The organism is Variovorax nivicola (assembly GCF_051216475.1).
Classification (GTDB): domain Bacteria; phylum Pseudomonadota; class Gammaproteobacteria; order Burkholderiales; family Burkholderiaceae_C; genus Variovorax.
The window spans coordinates 1-16,617 of sequence record NZ_JBPJZK010000002.1; the positions used below are offsets into that span (position 1 = coordinate 1).

18 protein-coding genes, 1 pseudogene and 1 riboswitch are annotated in these 16,617 nt (G+C 66.3%); of the genes and pseudogenes, 10 read left to right on the forward strand and 9 right to left on the reverse strand.

From position 1 onward, the window contains the following. Positions 1–247: pseudogene (locus ACSFBF_RS08525) on the forward strand (glucose-1-phosphate thymidylyltransferase RfbA); the annotation flags it as partial. Further along, complete coding sequence (gene rfbC, locus ACSFBF_RS08530; protein ID WP_435465960.1) at positions 244–789, forward strand: dTDP-4-dehydrorhamnose 3,5-epimerase; 546 nt, start codon at positions 244–246, stop codon at positions 787–789. The pseudogene ACSFBF_RS08525 and the gene rfbC, both read left to right, overlap by 4 nt. On the opposite strand, the gene ACSFBF_RS08535 is transcribed toward rfbC, so the two are convergent. The 7 genes from ACSFBF_RS08535 to ACSFBF_RS08565 form a co-directional block, all read right to left on the reverse strand. Further along, positions 786–1,394 carry a GNAT family N-acetyltransferase gene (locus tag ACSFBF_RS08535; protein ID WP_435465962.1) on the reverse strand — a complete coding sequence of 203 codons (609 nt, stop codon included), beginning with the start codon at positions 1,392–1,394 and terminating at the stop codon, positions 786–788. The genes rfbC and ACSFBF_RS08535 overlap by 4 nt on opposite strands. Continuing rightward, positions 1,391–2,464, reverse strand: a complete 1,074-nt coding sequence (locus ACSFBF_RS08540; RefSeq protein WP_435465964.1) for an alpha/beta fold hydrolase — start codon at positions 2,462–2,464, stop codon at positions 1,391–1,393. The genes ACSFBF_RS08535 and ACSFBF_RS08540 overlap by 4 nt, the downstream gene beginning before the upstream one ends. Next, positions 2,461–2,889 (reverse strand): hypothetical protein, encoded by a 429-nt coding sequence (locus ACSFBF_RS08545; protein ID WP_435465966.1) that lies wholly within the window; start codon positions 2,887–2,889, stop codon positions 2,461–2,463. Before ACSFBF_RS08545 ends, ACSFBF_RS08540 begins: the two co-directional genes overlap by 4 nt. A gap of 31 nt (positions 2,890–2,920) precedes the next feature. Continuing rightward, positions 2,921–3,859: an alpha/beta fold hydrolase gene (locus ACSFBF_RS08550; RefSeq protein WP_435465968.1), complete on the reverse strand. Its 939-nt coding sequence runs from the start codon at positions 3,857–3,859 to the stop codon at positions 2,921–2,923. 19 nt (positions 3,860–3,878) lie between these two features. Then, positions 3,879–4,373, reverse strand: coding sequence for a TIGR01841 family phasin (phaP, locus tag ACSFBF_RS08555; RefSeq protein WP_435465970.1), 495 nt, complete (start codon positions 4,371–4,373; stop codon positions 3,879–3,881). Between the two features lie 152 nt (positions 4,374–4,525). Continuing rightward, complete coding sequence (locus ACSFBF_RS08560; protein ID WP_435465972.1) at positions 4,526–5,161, reverse strand: single stranded DNA-binding domain-containing protein; 636 nt, start codon at positions 5,159–5,161, stop codon at positions 4,526–4,528. A gap of 145 nt (positions 5,162–5,306) precedes the next feature. Continuing rightward, positions 5,307–7,340, reverse strand: a complete 2,034-nt coding sequence (locus ACSFBF_RS08565) for a hypothetical protein (RefSeq protein ID WP_435465974.1) — start codon at positions 7,338–7,340, stop codon at positions 5,307–5,309. Between the two features lie 194 nt (positions 7,341–7,534). Then, positions 7,535–7,605, forward strand: a riboswitch (S-adenosyl-L-homocysteine riboswitch). Between the two features lie 66 nt (positions 7,606–7,671). Between ACSFBF_RS08565 and ahcY the strand changes: the two genes are divergently transcribed. From ahcY to ACSFBF_RS08585, 4 genes are all read left to right on the forward strand, one after another. Further along, complete coding sequence (gene ahcY, locus ACSFBF_RS08570; protein WP_435465976.1) at positions 7,672–9,111, forward strand: adenosylhomocysteinase; 1,440 nt, start codon at positions 7,672–7,674, stop codon at positions 9,109–9,111. Positions 9,112–9,121: 10 nt separating this feature from the next. Beyond that, entirely contained in the window at positions 9,122–9,904 is a 783-nt protein-coding gene (locus ACSFBF_RS08575) for a TlyA family RNA methyltransferase (protein ID WP_435465978.1), read from the forward strand. 10 nt (positions 9,905–9,914) lie between these two features. After that, positions 9,915–10,739 (forward strand): methylenetetrahydrofolate reductase [NAD(P)H], encoded by an 825-nt coding sequence (gene metF, locus ACSFBF_RS08580; protein WP_435465980.1) that lies wholly within the window; start codon positions 9,915–9,917, stop codon positions 10,737–10,739. 62 nt (positions 10,740–10,801) lie between these two features. Then, positions 10,802–11,419, forward strand: coding sequence for a septal ring lytic transglycosylase RlpA family protein (locus ACSFBF_RS08585; RefSeq protein WP_435465982.1), 618 nt, complete (start codon positions 10,802–10,804; stop codon positions 11,417–11,419). An 18-nt stretch (positions 11,420–11,437) separates the two neighbouring features. On the opposite strand, the gene ACSFBF_RS08590 is transcribed toward ACSFBF_RS08585, so the two are convergent. Beyond that, positions 11,438–12,388, reverse strand: coding sequence for a 23S rRNA (adenine(2030)-N(6))-methyltransferase RlmJ (locus tag ACSFBF_RS08590; protein ID WP_435465984.1), 951 nt, complete (start codon positions 12,386–12,388; stop codon positions 11,438–11,440). Positions 12,389–12,584: 196 nt separating this feature from the next. Here ACSFBF_RS08590 and rplM point away from each other — a divergent pair, with 196 nt between their 5' ends. The 4 genes from rplM to mdtD all read left to right on the forward strand — a co-directional run bounded on the left by rplM (position 12,585) and on the right by mdtD (position 15,483). Beyond that, positions 12,585–13,016 carry a 50S ribosomal protein L13 gene (gene rplM / locus ACSFBF_RS08595; protein WP_028259766.1) on the forward strand — a complete coding sequence of 144 codons (432 nt, stop codon included), beginning with the start codon at positions 12,585–12,587 and terminating at the stop codon, positions 13,014–13,016. A 12-nt stretch (positions 13,017–13,028) separates the two neighbouring features. After that, a complete protein-coding gene (rpsI, locus tag ACSFBF_RS08600; RefSeq protein WP_093056698.1) occupies positions 13,029–13,421 on the forward strand; it encodes a 30S ribosomal protein S9 in 393 nt (130 codons plus the stop codon). A gap of 188 nt (positions 13,422–13,609) precedes the next feature. Then, positions 13,610–13,975, forward strand: a complete 366-nt coding sequence (gene erpA, locus ACSFBF_RS08605) for an iron-sulfur cluster insertion protein ErpA (protein WP_007827949.1) — start codon at positions 13,610–13,612, stop codon at positions 13,973–13,975. Between the two features lie 80 nt (positions 13,976–14,055). After that, positions 14,056–15,483, forward strand: a complete 1,428-nt coding sequence (gene mdtD, locus ACSFBF_RS08610; RefSeq protein ID WP_435465987.1) for a multidrug transporter subunit MdtD — start codon at positions 14,056–14,058, stop codon at positions 15,481–15,483. A 9-nt stretch (positions 15,484–15,492) separates the two neighbouring features. Here the strand turns inward: mdtD and ACSFBF_RS08615 are convergent, their stop codons facing one another. Beyond that, positions 15,493–16,617, reverse strand: a complete 1,125-nt coding sequence (locus ACSFBF_RS08615; protein ID WP_435465989.1) for an anhydro-N-acetylmuramic acid kinase — start codon at positions 16,615–16,617, stop codon at positions 15,493–15,495.

The following is a 16,617-nucleotide window of genomic DNA, read 5'->3' on the forward strand; positions in this document are numbered from 1 at the left end:
TGTGCAGATCATGCAGCGCGGCTACGCATGGCTGGATACAGGCACGCACGACAGCCTGTTGGAGGCGGGGCAGTTCATCGCGACGCTGGAGCATCGGCAGGGGCTGAAGATCGCTTGCCCTGAAGAAATCGCATGGCGCAACGGATACATCGACAGCGAAGTGCTCGCCAGACTGGCCGCACCGCTGCAGAAGAACGGCTATGGCAAGTACCTGAGTCACTTGTTGGCTGAAGAGGTTCGCTCATGAAGGCCACCCCAACAGCCATTCCCGACGTGCTGGTGATCGAGCCCAGGGTCTTCGGCGACGCACGCGGCTTCTTCTTCGAGAGCTTCAACCAGAAGGCGTTCGACGAGGCCGTGGGCAAGCATGTCGATTTCGTGCAGGACAATCATTCGCGCTCGGTCAAGGGCGTGCTGAGAGGCCTGCACTACCAAGTTCAACAGCCGCAAGGCAAGTTGGTGCGCGTGGTGAGGGGTGCGGTGTTTGATGTGGCGGTCGACATTCGCAAGTCGTCGTCGACGTTCGGCCAATGGGTAGGCGTCGAACTGACGGAGGACAATCACAAGCAACTGTGGGTGCCCGCAGGGTTTGCGCATGGTTTCCTAGTGCTGAGCGATACGGCGGAGTTTCTCTACAAGACCACCGACTACTACGCGCCGGCACACGAGCGCTGCATCGCATGGAACGACCCCGGGCTGGCGATCGCGTGGCCGGATACCGGCGTCAGCCCGCAACTCTCGCCCAAGGATCTGGCCGGGGCAAGACTGGAAGACGCAGAAATCCCCTAGAACGCCTCCGTCATCCCATACGCCCGCATCTGCGCCTCGAACCGCGCCACGTCGTGGCTCAGCACCACGAGGTCGTGCGTCACGCCTTGCCAGTCTTTCACGTGCTTGCTCAGCAGCGCCTCGGGGCGGAAGCCCAGGGCCTGGAAGACGGCGATGGCGCTGCGTTGGTCGACGGTCATACGGGCGACGAGCTTTTCCGCTCCGCGTTCGATGGCCAGCGCGCAGGCCTCCCGTGCAAGCCGCTGGCCCAGGCCGCTGCCGCGCTGCTCGGGCGCGGCCAGCACGCGCAGCTCGGCCACGTGGCTGGACCACGAGTGCGGATCGCGGATCACCGCCGCGCAGCCGAGCACCGCGGCGTCGCGCACCGCAAGCACGCTGTCGATGTCGCCGCGCTCGATGGCACGGACCCAGGCGTTCATCACCTTGGGCTGGGTGATGTCGCGCGGCAAGAAGAGCAGGTCGTGCGCGGGCAGTGCCTGTGCAAAGGCCAGCACGGCGGGCGCGTCGTCCGCGGTCATCAGGCGCAGGACGATGTTGCCTTCGCTGCTCGTCACGGTGCGCGGATAGGTCCGCGAAAAAGAATCGGAAACGGCGGTGATGGTCATGTCGATCGCACTCCAAGCCATTCGTCGAGTTTGGGCCACAGCCTGCGCACTGCGTTGGGGCCGGCGGCAAGGCTGACGTGGCCGCCCTTGAGCACCACTTCTTCCTTGTCGGCCGAGCCGATGCCGGCGATCAGCGGCTGCCCCGCTTCGTAGGGGACGATGTGGTCGTGCTGCGCGAGAGCGTGCAGCACCGGCACCTTGATGTTCTTCAGCAGCACCTTGCGCCCGCCGAGCGTCAATTCGCCCTTGTGCAGCTTGTTGCCCCACATGAGCTCCTTCACGGTCTGGCGGAAATACTCGCCGGCCAGCGGCAGCATGTCGGTGCCCCAGCGGTCGAACATGCGGTACGACTTGACGAACTCGTCGTTGTCCATGTTGTCCCACAGCTGCACTACGCCCGCGCTGCGGCCTGCCGGGCGCAGCATGTCGAAGGAGGCGAACAGCATCTCGGGTGGCACGTTGCCCACGGTGTCGACCAGCCGGTCGACGTCGAAGTAGCGCTTGTCCGACCAGGCGTGGAACATCTTCATGTGGCTGAAGTCGATCGGCGTGGTGAAGAGCGCGAGGTTCTTCATGGGCCCGCCGGGGTGCAGCGCCGCATAGAGCGTGGAGAGCACACCGCCCATGCAGTACCCGATGAGCGTGACGTCTTCCTCGCCCGAGCGCTCCTGCACGCGCCGCAGCGAGTCGGGGATGAAGTCGAGCACGTAGTCCTCGATGCGCAGGCGCTTCTCGTCGGGGCGCGGCGCGTTCCAGTCCATCATGTAGACGTCGTAGCCCTGCAGCAGCAGGTGCTCGACCATGCTCTGGCCCGGCGCAAGGTCGAGGATGTAGCCGCGGTTGGTGGTTGCCATGACGATCAGCACCGGCACGCGGTAGATCTCGTCGACCATCGGGCGGTAGTGGTACAGGCTCAGCGTGCCGTGCCGATGGATCTCGTCCTTCGGCGTCTGGCCGACGGTGGGCGTGGCCGAGGTGAGGAAGTCCAGGCCCTTGATGTTTCGCTGGATCGCGCGCTCGATCTCTGCGCCGATGTCGGGCAGGGCGAAGGCATCGAGGGCGGTGGTCATGTGGGGCGCTTTCCTGCTGCTGGCTTGCGCGTGCGGGCCGGCTTCGCCGTTGCGGCCGGCGGCGGGCTCGGCGGCTGGCGCGTGCGTCGCGGCTTCGGCGCAGCGGCTTGCGCGGTCGGCGCGGGGCCGGCACCGCCTTCCACCGCGCGGGCGATGCGCGCGAGATGGTCGTCGATGCGTTGCAGTTGCTCGCCCAGCACCTGGAGGTCGGCGCGCGTGGGCAGGTTCAGCAGCGTCAGGTAGCGCGCCATCACGTCGCCCAGCGCTTTCTGCGCGGTGAGCGAGGCGTTCATGCCGCCGTGCATGCCCTGGCGGAACGGGTCCGAGGACATGGCTTCGTTGGCGAATTCGTTGGTGCTCTTTTCCCACTGGGCAGTGAGCTCGCGCCACATCGCCATCGGGTCGAGCGGGGAGAACTTGTTCATGGCTGGTGCTCCCTTGTTTGTCGTTGTCGTCTCAGGTGTTCGAGTGTCGCGTCGTGTGCGCCGTGTGCGCCGTGTGCGCGGCAATGGCATCGACGATCTGCGGCCACATCGGAATGGGCAGTGCGTGGCCCATGCGCGGAATGCGCAGCAGCTGCGCGCCCGGAATGGCATCGGCCACGTCCACGCCGCAGGCCACCGGCACCAGCGGATCGGCGTCGCCGTGGATCACCAGCGTGGGCACGCGCACGTCGCGCAGCGCGGGTTTGCGATTGCCCGAGGCCAGGATGGCCGCGAGCTGCCGCGCCACGCCGGCCGGGTTGAGTCCGCGCAGGAACACGAGCTGGGCCTTTTCGGCGTCGCGCGCCTCGTCGAGCGGAAAGTCGGACGGGCCGCGCAGCACGCGCCACACCTTGGCGTAGTGCGGCAGGTAGGCCTCGAAGGTGGTCGGCGAAGGCGTGAACAGCACGGCCATTGCCTCGGGCGTGGGTGGCGGCAGGCCCGGAGCGCCGGTGGTCGACATGATGCTGGTGAACGACAGCATGCGATGCGGATGGTGAACGCACAGCTCCTGCCCGATGGCGCCGCCCATCGAGGCGCCCACGATGTGGGCACGCGCGATGCCGAGCGCGTCGAGCAGCCCGACGCAGTCGGCCGCCATGTCGCGCAGGTTGTAGGGCGTTCGCAGCGGCCGGCCCGCCATCGCCTGCGCCATCAGCGCCTGGATGTCGGGCACGCCGAGGTGCGAGAGGTGCGTCGAATGGCCGATGTCGCGGTTGTCGAAGCGGATCACGCGGTGCCCGCCGGCTTCGGCGAGCCGGGCGCAGAACGCGTCGTCCCACGCGACCATCTGCGCGCCGAGGCCCATGACCAGCAGCAGCGGCGGCGCATTGGCGTCGCCGAAGCTGTCCCAGGCGAGCTCGATGCCATTGGCGCTGCTGCGCCGCTCGACGCGGGGCGGGACTGCGGTCATGGCTGCGGCGCCCGGCTTGTTACTTGCGCTGCAGCAGCTTCGTTACTTCGTCCACGTTGGCCTGGATGCGCTGGCGCACCACGTCGAAGGCGTCGGCCTGCGACTTGGCGGCGAGGTTGGCCAGCTCCTTGATGTCGTCGATGGCGCGCTGGAAAGACTGGCGGCCGAGTTCGTCGAGCTTGGCCAGGTTTTCCTTCGGGTCCTTGCCCGGCATCTCTTTGGCGGCGGTCTGCCATTCGGCAATCGCGCTCTTGATCATCTCGGTCTGCCGCTGCACGACGGTCTGCAGGCCCTGGTAGGACTTCTCGTTGGCCTGCATCAGCGCCGCCAGGTCCTTGCGGCCGCTCTCCAGCAGCTTGCCGGCGCCGCCGGTCAGGTTGAGGTTCTGCAGCTTGTCGGCCATGCCCTTCAGCGGATTGAGCATGTCCGCGGCGGTCGGCATCGCCTTCTTCGCGCTGGCGGTGCTGCTGCTGGCAGTGGTCTTCTTGGCGGCGGCTTTCTTGGCAGTGGCCATGGTGCGGAATCTCCTGTGACGGTGAACGGTTGGATGGCAGGGACCAGCCTGGCGGCAAAAGTCCCTCGCCACGATACGCCGCACAGATGCACCGGAGGTCGCCGCAGCGACAAAAATGCCTGCGGGATTTCCCTTGGGTGCCGGGCTTCTTCTTACATCGGCGGCGCGAAGCCGTTGCGGCCGGCCGTGACGCGCAGCGCCGTGGGCGTGCCGTTCTTTTCCTGCGCGTTGACCAGCACGTGGGCGCCGGGCACCAGCAGCGCGTCGGTGCCGGGACGGAAGGTGACCACGGGCACGTCGGGCGGCACGATGACGGTTTTCTCACCGCCCTTGTAGGTCAGCCGCAGCTGCTGGCCGCCGCGCACCGACTTCGGCGCCGCGGCCAGGTCGGCGACCGTGGCGTTGGTCATGGTGCTCTGGGGCAGCAGGTCCCATGGGCGATGGCCTTCGCCGGTGCCGCGCGCGGCTTCGGGGAACACCACCACTTCGAGCGCCTTCTGCGTGCCGTCGGCCTGCGGCATGGCGGCGGTACCGATGAAGCTGCCGCGCTTGATGTCGGACAGCTTGATGCGGTAGACCTCGGACACGGCCAGGTCGGCCGGGCGCGCGAGCGAGACGACTTCGCCGCCGCGGTCCTGCACGACGAGGGTGTTGGCATCGACGCGCACGATGGTGCCGCGGATGCGTACGGTGTCGGAGCTTTGCGCCGATGCGGCGGTTGGCAGCACGGCGGCGGTCAGGCAAAGGGCGGTGGCGGCGAGCAGGGCTCTGGATGGAAAAATTGGCATGGGATGTGGTGGCTGATGGAGGGCCGGCCAATGTACGTCGCGGCGGCAAATCGTGCAGGCCGCCGACTTAGGCCTGAATGAGCAAGAAAAAAGGCCGCACACCGCGCGATGCGGTGTGCGGCCTTTTTACGAAGAGCCTGGAGCGTCAGTCGATCAGGTCGATTTCAAGCGCGCCGGCCGTGGCCGGGTTGCGCGAGCCGACCATCGCGAAGAGCTTGCTGCTCTGGCTCGCGAAGTGGAACGCGGTGCCGCCGAACGTTGCGGCGCGCATGTTGAGCGGACCGATCGTGCCCATGGAGCCCAGCGTTGCATTGAGCGTGGCCGTTGTGCCATCGGGGAGCGCCTGCATACGTGCATAGCTGGAAGCGTCGATGGCCGTGCTTCCCCAGCTGCCGTTGGCGGCGCCGCCGCGCGCGGCGATGGTGGGCCAGGTCGCGCGCTCCGGCAGGCCGATGCGGAACTGCGAGATCGTGGGCGTCGAGGAATTGACGCCAGCCCCGAGGTAGACGTTCTCGCCGCCGATGCGCGCGATCCCGAAGTTGCCGTTGTCCGACGGATTGGTCACGCTCACGATGTGCCAGGTGTCGACGGTCGGGCCGGCCGACACGGTGTAGGTCCGCAGGGAGGCCGCCGGGCAGTTGTCGATGCGGTAGATCGTGTTGTCGTTGCACAGGTAGAGCGTGGCGCCGCCGTTGGCGATCTGGATCTGCGTGATCGACGAATCGCCGGTGGTGGCCGTCAGGTTGACGCCCAGCCGGTTGTAGGTGCCGTCCAGCGCAGCCTGCGTCTTCACCAGCGCACGCGATGCCACGAAAGGCCGCACGCCATAGCTCACCGGCGTGACCTGCGCGACCGCGAACGGGAACGATCCGACCACCGTGTCCGTCGCGAGGCGGAAGCGCGCCGTGTTCACCGGGCTCGTGATGCGGCTGCTGTCGAAGACGAAGCTGCCGGCCTCCGCCGTGTCTTCGGCGAAGCTGCCCGAGGCGACGGTGCCGGTCTCGTCGGTCATCTCGTAGCGCTTGCTGTCCAGGTTCAGCGCCAGCGTCTGCCGCGTGCCATTGGTGGCGTAGACCTTGTAGCGGCCGTTGCGCGCATCGGGCGCGGTGCCGGTGTCGATCAGGTTGATCTGGATGTAGCCCTGCGTGCTCGGGTTGCGCGAGCCGACCAGCACCGAAAGCGCGCCGCCCTGCATCGCGAAGTACTTGCTCGCGCCGCTCGGGTTGACGCCACGGATGCCCTGGGGCTGGTTCGTGTAGGCGGTGCTGTCCACCGGCATCGTCAGGCTGCCGTAGGTGCCGTCCGTGCTGGTGGCCGTGCGTACCGAGTTCGTGGTGTCGATCAGGTTGCTGCCCCAGCTGCCCGTGGTCGATGCGCCGACGCCGCGGGTGGCGGGCCAGCTCGACGACTCGGGCAGGCCGATGCGCAGGAACTGCACCGCCGGCGTGGTGCTGACGCCTCCGGCAAGGTAGACGTTCTGGCCGCCGATGCGCGCAACGCGGAAGTTGGCGACGTCAGCGGAGTTGGCCACGTTTGTGCCGACCCAGATGTCGTCGGTGCCGGCCGCGACCGCGTACGTGCGCTTCGACGAAGCGGGACAGAGGTCGATCTTGTAGACGATCGCGTCGTTGCAGATCTCCAGCACGGTGCCGCTGCCCGACAGGCGCATCGACAGGATCGTCGAGTCCTGCACGCTGCCGGGGCTGCGCGTGACGCTGAAGCGGTTGTAGGTGCCGTCCAGCAGCGCCGCGGTGGCCACGAAGTCGCGCGCGGCCACGAAGGGCTGCGCGGCATACGTGGCGGGGCTCGAGTACGCGGTCTGGAACGGGAAGGCACCGACGATGGCGTCCGTCGTCACCCGGAAGCGCGACGTATTGGCCGCGGTCGTGATGCGGCTGCTGGCAAAGACGTAGGTGCCGGGTTCGGTGAAGTCTTCGCTGAAAGTGCCGGACTCGGCCAGGCCAAGGTTGTCCGTCATCGTGTAGCTGCCGGCGTCGAAATCGACCGCCAGCTGCTGTTGCGTGCCATTGGCCGCGTAGACGCGATAGCTGCCGTTGCGCGCGTCCACGCCCAGTGTCTTGCCGGCCGCGACCTCCGGCTTGCTGCTGCCGCCCGACGACAGCGAAAGGCCGCCGGAGCCGCCGCCTCCTCCCCCGCAAGCCGCCAGCAAGGCGACCATGCACCAACTCGCGAGATTCCTCGTTATCCTCATTTTTGTGCCCTTTTGTTTTCAGATAGGCTCGACAACAGGCCGGTTGGCTGCTGAACCAAACCCGCAGAAATCGTAACCAGAGGTCAATGTCACGTTGAGGGTGACAAATGTCAGCCAAGCCCCGAGCATTGGCGCAGGCTGTCGCCCCGTCTACAATCCGCCGTTCCGAGGAGCGTTGCAGCGCCGTCAGGCGTGAGGCTCGGACCACACATCGCAACCACGCTCACCCGCTGTTCTTGCGGTGAGTCCGTTCCCCGTACGCAGCGGCATCTTTCAAACCAGTTTTGTTGGAGTTCCCATGAGCGCTGTTCTCAAGCCCACCCCCGTTTCGACCGCCGACCAGGCGATCGCCGACTTGTCCCTCGCCGCCTGGGGCCGCAAGGAAATCAAGATCGCGGAAACCGAGATGCCCGGCCTGATGGCCATCCGCGAAGAGTTCTCGAAGGGCCAGGCGCTAAAAGGCGCGCGCATCACCGGCTCGCTGCACATGACCATTCAAACGGCCGTGCTGATCGAGACGCTGCAAGCCCTGGGCGCGACCGTGCGCTGGGCCTCGTGCAACATCTTCTCGACGCAGGACCACGCCGCAGCCGCCATCGCCGCCGCCGGCACGCCGGTGTTTGCCATCAAGGGCGAGTCGCTGAAGGACTACTGGGACTACACCCACGCCATTTTCGACTTCGGCCCCAAGGACTCGAAGGGCGAAGGCCCGAACATGATCCTGGACGATGGCGGCGACGCCACGCTGCTGATGCACCTGGGCCAGCGCGCCGAAAAGGACCTGGGCGTGCTCGCCAATCCGGGCAGCGAGGAAGAGCGCATTCTCTTCGCCGCCATCAAGGCCAAGCTGGCCGTCGATTCGACCTGGTACACCCGCAAGTCGGCCGAGATCATCGGCGTGACGGAAGAAACGACCACCGGCGTGCATCGCCTGAACGAGATGAGCGCCAAGGGCACGCTGCTGTTCCGCGCCATCAACGTGAACGACTCGGTCACCAAGAGCAAGTTCGACAACCTGTACGGCTGCCGCGAATCGCTGGTAGACGGCATCAAGCGCGCCACCGACGTGATGATCGCCGGCAAGGTGGCCTGCGTGGCCGGCTACGGCGACGTGGGCAAGGGCTCGGCACAGGCACTGCGCGCACTGTCGGCGCAAGTGTGGGTGACCGAGATCGACCCGATCAACGCCCTGCAGGCCGCGATGGAAGGCTACAAGGTCGTGACGATGGAATATGCCGCCGACAAGGCCGACATCTTCGTGACGACCACCGGCAACAAGGACGTCATCACGCACGACACGATGGCCAAGATGAAGGACCAGGCCATCGTCTGCAACATCGGCCACTTCGACAACGAGATCGACGTTGCTTCGATCGAGAAGTACGAATGGGAAGAGATCAAGCCGCAGGTCGACCACATCACCTTCCCGGACGGCAAGAAGATCATCCTGCTGGCCAAGGGCCGCCTCGTGAACCTGGGCTGCGGCACGGGCCACCCGAGCTTCGTGATGTCGTCTTCGTTCGCGAACCAGACCATCGCCCAGATCGAGCTGTTCACCAAGCCCGACGCCTACCAAGCCGGCAAGGTCTACGTGCTGCCCAAGCACCTCGACGAGAAGGTCGCGCGCCTGCACCTGAAGAAGGTCGGCGCCATGCTCACCGAGCTGACCGACGCGCAGGCCGCCTACATCGGCGTGAGCAAGAACGGTCCGTACAAGCCGGACACGTACCGCTACTGATCGACAACGGATGCGCGCTGATCAACTGTTGGTGGAGCGCGGCCTGGCCGCGTCGCGTTCGCAGGCCGTGCGGCTCATTGCCGGCGGCTTGCGCTGGCGCGACGCGGGCACGAGCGACGCGTGGCGCTCAGTCGTCAAGAACAAAGACGACGTGCCCGAATCGGCCGAGCTCGATCTGGTCGATGCGGCCGAGGCGCGCTACGTGTCGCGCGGCGGACTGAAGCTCGAAGGCGCGCTGGCCGAGAGCGGCATCGATCCCTCCGGCAAGCTGTGCCTCGACGTGGGCCAGTCGACCGGCGGGTTTACCGATTGCCTGCTGCAGCGCGGTGCTGCGAAGGTGGTTGGCGTCGATGTCGGCCACGGGCAGTTGCATGCGCGGCTGCGCGAGGACGAACGCGTGGTCGCCATCGAGGGCGTCAATGCGCGTGCGCTGTCGCCCGATGATCTGGAAGAAGAAGGCGAGTCGCGCTTCGACCTGATCGTTGGCGACCTGTCGTTCATTTCGCTCACGCTGGTGCTGCCGGCGGTGGTCGAATTCCTGGCCGACGACGGGCGCCTGCTGATGCTGGTCAAGCCGCAGTTCGAACTGCAGCCGGGCCAGGTCGGCAAGGGCGGCATCGTGCGCGACGAGTCGATGTATGCGGTGGTCGAGAAGCGCCTGCACGACGCCTGCGAGGCGCTCGGCCTTCGGGTGCTGCAGTGGTTCGACAGCCCGATCGCCGGAGGCGACGGCAACCGCGAGTTTTTCATTCATGCCGTTCGTGCCGTCCAGGACGCGAACGACGGTTCCTAAGGAGACGCAGGTGCGCCTTCCGCTGAGTTTCGAATTCTTTCCGACCAAGACGCCTGAAGGCGCGGTCAAGCTGCGCGCTGTGCGCCAGCAGCTGTATGTGCGCAAGCCGCAGTTCTGCTCGGTCACGTATGGCGCGGGCGGCTCCACGCACCAGGGCACCTTCGGTGCGGTGCAGGAGATCCTGTCCGAAGGCGTGGACGCCGCGAGTCACTTCTCGTGCATCGGCGCCACGCGCGCCACGGTGCGCGAGCAGCTCGCCGAGCTGAAGGCCATGGGCGTCAAGCGCCTGGTGGCCCTGCGCGGCGACCTGCCGAGCGGCTACGGCATCGGTGGCGAGTTTCTGTATGCAAGCGACCTCGTCGCCTTCATCCGCGAAGAGACCGGCCGCGACTTTCACATCGAGGTGGCCTGCTACCCCGAGATCCATCCGCAGGCCCGTTCGCCCGAAGCTGATCTGCAGGCCTTTGCCGCGAAGGTGAAGGCGGGTGCCGACTCGGCGATCACGCAGTACTTCTTCAGCCCCGAGGCCTATTTTCGCTTCGTCGACGACGTGCGCAGGCTGGGGCTCGACACGCCGGTCGTGCCGGGCATCATGCCGATCACGAGCTCGACGCAGCTCATGCGCTTCTCTGACGCCTGCGGCGCCGAGATTCCGCGCTGGATCCGCCTGCGTCTGCAAAGCTTCGGCGACGACACGGCGTCGATCAAGGCCTTCGGCCTCGACGTGGTGACCGACCTGTGCGCGCGCCTGCGCGACGGTGGCGCCCCGGCGCTGCACTTCTACACGATGAACCAGTCGGCGGCCACGCTGGCTGTACTGGAGCGCCTCGATTGAGAGGGCGCGCAGGGCTTCGTGCAGTCCTGGTCGCCGCGACCTGCGTGCTCGTCGGTTGCGCCATGCCGCCGGCCACGGACGCCGAAGGCGGGGCGGCGAAGCTGCTGCCCTTGCCCCGCGCCATTGCGGTGCCGCCGGGCGCGGCGCCGCGTTCGAGCGTGCCGTCGGTGCGCTATGACCTCGCGGTGTCCGGCGCGGGCGAACAGACGCCGGACGACGGCGTGCCCGGCGACGACGGGCCGCGCGAAATCTTCGAGCGCGGCGGCGCCTCCTGGTACGGCATCCAGTTTCATCAGCGCAAGACCGCCAGCGGCGAGCGTTTCGACATGACCGCCCTGACGGCGGCCCACAAGACCCTGCCTTTCAACACGCGCGTGTGCGTGCGCAGCCTCGTCAACGGCAGCGAGGTGTTGGTGCGCATCAACGATCGCGGACCTTATGCGGCGGGCCGTGTGATCGACCTGAGCCGTGCGGCGGCCGACCGCATCGGCCTGACGGGCCTGGGCATCAAGCAGGTGGCGCTGTCGATCGTCGACCGTGAAGGGATGCGTTGCGGCGGTTTGCCGGTGGAGGCTGGCGATGCGTCGGCGCCAGTGGCGGCTGCGGCCGTGCAGCAGCGAGCCAAGTCGCCGGTGCTCGCGCGGCGCAAGGTGGTCGTGCCGCCCCGTCGCCGTAAATAAGAAACGAAAAGGCGGGGCTCAGCCGCCCGAATCGAGCGAGAAAGCGGCGTGCCGGTCTTGCGCCAGGCGCTCCACCAACTGCGGCAGCGCTTCCGCCAGCAGCGGCTTCAGCGTGTACGGCGGATTGATCAGGAACATGCCGCTGGCCGGCAGCCCCGGCCGGTGCGTTTCGCCCGATGCGTCTGTCGTGATCTTGCTGGACTTGACCGTCAGCGTGGCGTGCAGCCACGACTTGCCGGCCTTGGTCGCCATCGTCTTGAGTCGGCGCGGCAGGTCGTGCGCCTCGGGGCGCGGAATGATCGGATACCAGATCGCGTAGGTGCCGGTGGCAAAGCGCTTGAGCGCCTCGGCCGCGAAATCGAGCACGCGGCCGTAGTCGGTCTTCATCTCGTAGCTGGGGTCCATCAGCACCAGCGCGCGGCGCGACGGCGGCGGCAGGAACTTGGTGGCGCTGCCGAAGCCGTCTTCGCGCAGCACCGCGATCTGGCGGCCGGCTTCGAGCTGGGCAATGTTGGCGTCCAGCGTGCGGGCGTCGGTTGGGTGCAGTTCGAACAGCTTGAGCTTGTCGTGGTCGCGCAGCAGGTGCTGCACGATGAACGGCGAACCGGGGTAGACGCGGGCGCCGCCCTTGGGGTTGAAGTCGTGGATCACGCTCAGGTAGCGGACGATAGCGTCGGCCAGTGGGGCTTCGGCTTCGGGCGCTACCTTTTTGCTAGCAGACTTCGCTATGGGGGCGGGTGTTGTGGGCTCTTTCTTGTCTGAAAGAAGGCGCAGGATGCCGTCGGCCGCTTCGCCGCTGGTGCCGGCATAGTCGCCGTCGAGCCGATACAGGCCGGCGCCGGCATGGGTGTCGACGACCGTGAGGGCTGCCTCTTTTTCAAGCAGATGGTCGAGCGTGGCAATCAGCACCGTGTGCTTGAGCACGTCGGCGTGGTTGCCGGCATGGAAGGCGTGGCGGTAACTGAACATAGGGGGAGGATGGTAACGGTGTTGGGCCGCACATATGCGAATTTGCCAGCACAGGGCCATTCTTTATATAATCGCGGGCTTCGCAGCGTTTTTGTGGCCCCGCGGCGAAGACTACCTTCCCACCTAAGAGATTCCCGTCAGAGGAACGCCGACCGTGGAAAAGGGCCCGCCAAACCCTCTTTTCAAGAGAAAACTCATGACCAAAACGTTCAGCGCCAAGCCCGCTGACGTGACGCACGAGTGGTTTGTGATTGACGCGACCGACAAGGTCCTCGGACGAGTAGCCAGCGAAGTTGCTCTCCGTTTGCGCGGCAAACACAAGGCCATTTACACGCCTCACGTCGATACCGGTGACTTCATCGTCATCATCAACGCCGCGCAACTGCGCGTCACCGGCGCCAAGTCGATCGACAAGGTGTACTACCGTCACTCGGGCTACCCGGGCGGTATCACGGCGACGAACTTCCGCGACATGCAATCCAAGCACCCGGGCCGCGCCCTGGAAAAGGCTGTCAAGGGCATGCTGCCCAAGGGCCCGCTCGGTTACGCGATGATCAAGAAACTCAAGGTGTACGGTGGCGCTGAGCACCCGCATACCGCCCAACAGCCCAAAGTGCTGGAACTGTAAGGAGCCTTGAGAATGATTGGTGAATGGAACAATGGCACCGGCCGTCGCAAATCGAGCGTCGCCCGCGTGTTTCTGAAAAAAGGCACCGGCAAGATCACGGTCAACGGCAAGGACATCCAAGAGTTCTTCGGCCGCGAAACCTCGATCATGATTGCCAAGCAGCCCCTCGCGCTGACCAACAACCTCGAAGCTTTCGACGTGATGGTGAACGTGAACGGTGGCGGCGAATCGGGTCAAGCCGGCGCCACGCGCCACGGCATCACCCGTGCGCTGATCGACTACGACGCGTCGCTCAAGCCCGTCCTGAGCCAAGCCGGCTTCGTGACGCGCGATGCACGTGAAGTCGAACGTAAGAAGGTCGGTCTGCACTCCGCCCGTCGTCGCAAGCAGTTCAGCAAGCGCTGATCCACTGTTCGCTGCGAACAAGAGAAGCCGCCTTCGGGCGGCTTTTTCATTGGAAGCCCTCTTGGTGGAAGGGCCTCCAACCCCACTTGCATTGGGGTGCACGCCACACCCAGCCTGCCGAGAATGCGGCATTGCAGTAGCATTCGTTCCATTGGCCGCATGTCCGGCCCCCAAGGAGTTATCCCCCCATGAGCGCCGTTGCCGAAAACATCCAGACCCAGATGCCCGAGCCGATCGTCTTCACCGACAGCGCGGCCGCCAAGGTGGCCGACCTGATCGCCGAGGAAGGCAATCCCGACCTGAAGCTGCGCGTGTTCGTGCAGGGTGGCGGCTGCTCCGGCTTCCAGTACGGTTTCACCTTCGATGAAATCACCAACGAAGACGACACCACCATGACCAAGAACGGTGTGTCGCTGCTGATCGACGCCATGAGCTACCAGTACCTGGTCGGCGCCGAGATCGACTACAAGGAAGACCTGCAAGGCGCCCAGTTCGTGATCAAGAACCCGAACGCCACCAGTACCTGCGGCTGCGGATCGAGCTTCTCGGCCTGATGCCCGGATGCTGCTGACCCAGCTTCCCCAATAAGCCGCCTCCGGGCGGCTTTTTCGTTCCTGTTTCTCTTTCGCTGCCTATGAACTCCGAGGCTGAAGCCGTCGCCGTCAATCCCGTCCGCAAGAGCCTGCTGTGGCTCGTCGCCGTCGGCTTCTTCATGCAGACGCTCGATGCCACCATCATCAACACCGCGTTGCCGGCGATGGCCGCGAGCCTCGGCGAGAGCCCGCTGCGCATGCAGTCGGTGGTGGTGGCTTACGCGCTCACCATGGCGATGCTGATTCCCGCCTCGGGCTGGATTGCCGACCGCTTCGGCACGCGGCGCATCTTCTTCTCGGCCATCGTGCTGTTTGCCGCCGGATCGGTGCTGTGCGCGCTCTCGCACGGGCTGGGCCAGCTGGTGGCTGCGCGGGTGGTGCAGGGCCTGGGCGGTGCGCTGCTGCTGCCCGTGGGGCGCCTTGCGCTGCTGCGCACGGTGCCGCGTGGGGAGTTCCTGCAGGCGATGAGCTTTGTCGCCATTCCGGGCCTCATAGGGCCCTTGCTGGGCCCCACGCTGGGCGGCTGGCTGGTGCAGTACGCCTCGTGGCACTGGATCTTCCTGATCAACGTGCCCGTGGGGCTGCTGGGCTGCATCGCCACGCTCAAGTACATGCCCGACCTGCGCGGCGTGGTGCAGAAACGCTTCGACAGCGTGGGCTACGCGATGCTGGCCTTCGGCATGGTGGCGATTTCGCTCTCGCTCGACGGCGTGGGCCTGCGCCAGGGCGGCGTGATGGTCGTGCTGATCTTCGGCTTCGCGAGCATCGTCGCCTATTGGCTGCGCGCTTCGCGCACGCCCGAGCCTCTGTTCGCGCCGTCGCTGTTTCATGTGCCGACGCTCAGCATTGGCCTGATCGGCAATCTGTTCTCGCGGTTGGGCAGTAGTTGCATGCCTTTCCTGGTGCCGCTGCTGCTGCAGGTGTCCATGGGCTATACGCCGGTGCGTGCCGGGCTGATGATGCTGCCGATCGCGCTGGCCGGTATGGCCATGAAGCGCTTCGCCACGCCGCTGATCACGCGCCACGGCTACCGCAGGGTGCTGGTGGTCAACACCATGCTCGTGGGCTGCACCATGGCCAGCTTCGGGCTGACGGCGCCGGGCCAGCCGATGGCGCTGCATGTGCTGCAGCTGCTGGCTTTCGGCGCGGTCAATTCGCTGCAGTTCACCGCAATGAACACGATCACGCTGAAGGACCTGGACGGCAGCATGGCCAGCAGCGGCAACAGCCTGTTGTCGATGGTGCAGATGCTGGCAATGAGCCTGGGCGTGGCCGCTGCGGGTGCCGTGCTGGCGGGCTACAACGGCATCTTCGGCACCGAGACGCCTGCGCACACGCTGGATGCCTTTCAGGCCACTTTTGCGAGTATGGGGCTGATCACAGTGGCTTCAGCGATGATCTTCTGGCATCTGCCTTCAGAAGTGCGGGCGCCGCACCCCGCGCAGCCGGAGGTTTCCGGCCAGGGCTGATGGGGCCAATCAGGCGGGATAGATCGCGCCGAGCACCCGTGCCCCGCGCGCGCCAGTCACGCTGGCCAGATTGCCGGCCTCGCGTCGGACGGTGGCGCGGGCAAGCCATGCAAACGCCGCCGCCTCGACTTGCTGGGGCGGCAGGCCGTGATCGGTCGAAGCCGCCACGGTTATGCCGGGCAGCAGGGCGCGCAGGCGGTCGAGCAGGTGGTCGTTCAGGGCGCCGCCACCGCAGACGATCAGCAGTTTGCTATCTTTTCCATAGCTCTTCACGTCCGTCGCACAGACCTGCGCGGTCAATTCGGCCAGTGTCGCTTGCACATCGGCAGGTGCCATCGCCGTGGTGCCGAGCTGCGCTGCGAGCCAGGTCGCGTTGAACAGGTCGCGCCCGGTGCTCTTCGGCGGCGTCTTGGCGAAGTACGGGTCCGCCAGCAGTTGCGCGAGCAGGCCGGGCAGCACCTGCCCGCTGGCCGCCCATTGGCCGCCACGGTCGAAGGGTTGGCCCTGGTAGGTCTGGCACCAGTGATCCATCAGCGCATTGCCAGGGCCGCAGTCGAAGCCGAGCACGGTGGCGCCGCCAGTCGTATTCGTGGCCGGCAGTAGGCTCAGGTTGGAAATGCCGCCAATGTTCAGCACCGCGACCGTCTCGCCGGCCCGAGCGAACAGCGCGCGATGAAAGGCCGGCACCAGCGGCGCACCCTGGCCGCCGGCCGCAAGGTCGCGGCTGCGGAAATCGCCAACCACGTCGATGCCGGTCAGCTCAGCCAGCAGCGAGGGGTTGTTGACTTGCAGGGTGTAGCCGGTCTCGTCGAACTCGAGCGGCCGGTGGCGCACGGTCTGGCCGTGCGCGCCGATGGCGGTGACTGCCTTGGCATTGGTGCCGCTGTCCGCCAGCAACAGGGCGACGACACCGGCATACGCACGCGCCAGCCCGTTGCCGGCCAGTGCCGCACGATGCAGTTCGTTGTCGCCGGGAGTGTTCAGCGCGAGCAGTTCGCCGCGCAAAGCCACGGGAAACTGCGCCGTGGCGTAGGCCTGCACCGCGATGCGGCCACCGGAAAAGTCGGCGAGCACGCCGTCGACGCCATCGAGCGAGGTGCCCGACATCAGGCCGATGAAAAGTTCGGCGGCCAT

Excerpts from the sequence above, each read along its gene's own strand:
- rfbC (WP_435465960.1), top strand. The coding sequence starts at position 244 with ATGAAGGCCACCCCAACAGCCATTCCCGACGTGCTGGTGATCGAGCCC.
- ACSFBF_RS08535 (WP_435465962.1), bottom strand. The coding sequence starts at position 1,394 with ATGACCATCACCGCCGTTTCCGATTCTTTTTCGCGGACCTATCCGCGC.
- ACSFBF_RS08540 (WP_435465964.1), bottom strand. The coding sequence starts at position 2,464 with ATGACCACCGCCCTCGATGCCTTCGCCCTGCCCGACATCGGCGCAGAG.
- ACSFBF_RS08545 (WP_435465966.1), bottom strand. The coding sequence starts at position 2,889 with ATGAACAAGTTCTCCCCGCTCGACCCGATGGCGATGTGGCGCGAGCTC.
- ACSFBF_RS08550 (WP_435465968.1), bottom strand. The coding sequence starts at position 3,859 with ATGACCGCAGTCCCGCCCCGCGTCGAGCGGCGCAGCAGCGCCAATGGC.
- phaP (WP_435465970.1), bottom strand. The coding sequence starts at position 4,373 with ATGGCCACTGCCAAGAAAGCCGCCGCCAAGAAGACCACTGCCAGCAGC.
- ACSFBF_RS08560 (WP_435465972.1), bottom strand. The coding sequence starts at position 5,161 with ATGCCAATTTTTCCATCCAGAGCCCTGCTCGCCGCCACCGCCCTTTGC.
- ACSFBF_RS08565 (WP_435465974.1), bottom strand. The coding sequence starts at position 7,340 with ATGGTCGCCTTGCTGGCGGCTTGCGGGGGAGGAGGCGGCGGCTCCGGC.
- ahcY (WP_435465976.1), top strand. The coding sequence starts at position 7,672 with ATGAGCGCTGTTCTCAAGCCCACCCCCGTTTCGACCGCCGACCAGGCG.
- ACSFBF_RS08575 (WP_435465978.1), top strand. The coding sequence starts at position 9,122 with ATGCGCGCTGATCAACTGTTGGTGGAGCGCGGCCTGGCCGCGTCGCGT.
- ACSFBF_RS08585 (WP_435465982.1), top strand. The coding sequence starts at position 10,802 with ATGCCGCCGGCCACGGACGCCGAAGGCGGGGCGGCGAAGCTGCTGCCC.
- ACSFBF_RS08590 (WP_435465984.1), bottom strand. The coding sequence starts at position 12,388 with ATGTTCAGTTACCGCCACGCCTTCCATGCCGGCAACCACGCCGACGTG.
- rplM (WP_028259766.1), top strand. The coding sequence starts at position 12,585 with ATGACCAAAACGTTCAGCGCCAAGCCCGCTGACGTGACGCACGAGTGG.
- rpsI (WP_093056698.1), top strand. The coding sequence starts at position 13,029 with ATGATTGGTGAATGGAACAATGGCACCGGCCGTCGCAAATCGAGCGTC.
- erpA (WP_007827949.1), top strand. The coding sequence starts at position 13,610 with ATGAGCGCCGTTGCCGAAAACATCCAGACCCAGATGCCCGAGCCGATC.
- mdtD (WP_435465987.1), top strand. The coding sequence starts at position 14,056 with ATGAACTCCGAGGCTGAAGCCGTCGCCGTCAATCCCGTCCGCAAGAGC.
- ACSFBF_RS08615 (WP_435465989.1), bottom strand. The coding sequence starts at position 16,617 with ATGGCCGCCGAACTTTTCATCGGCCTGATGTCGGGCACCTCGCTCGAT.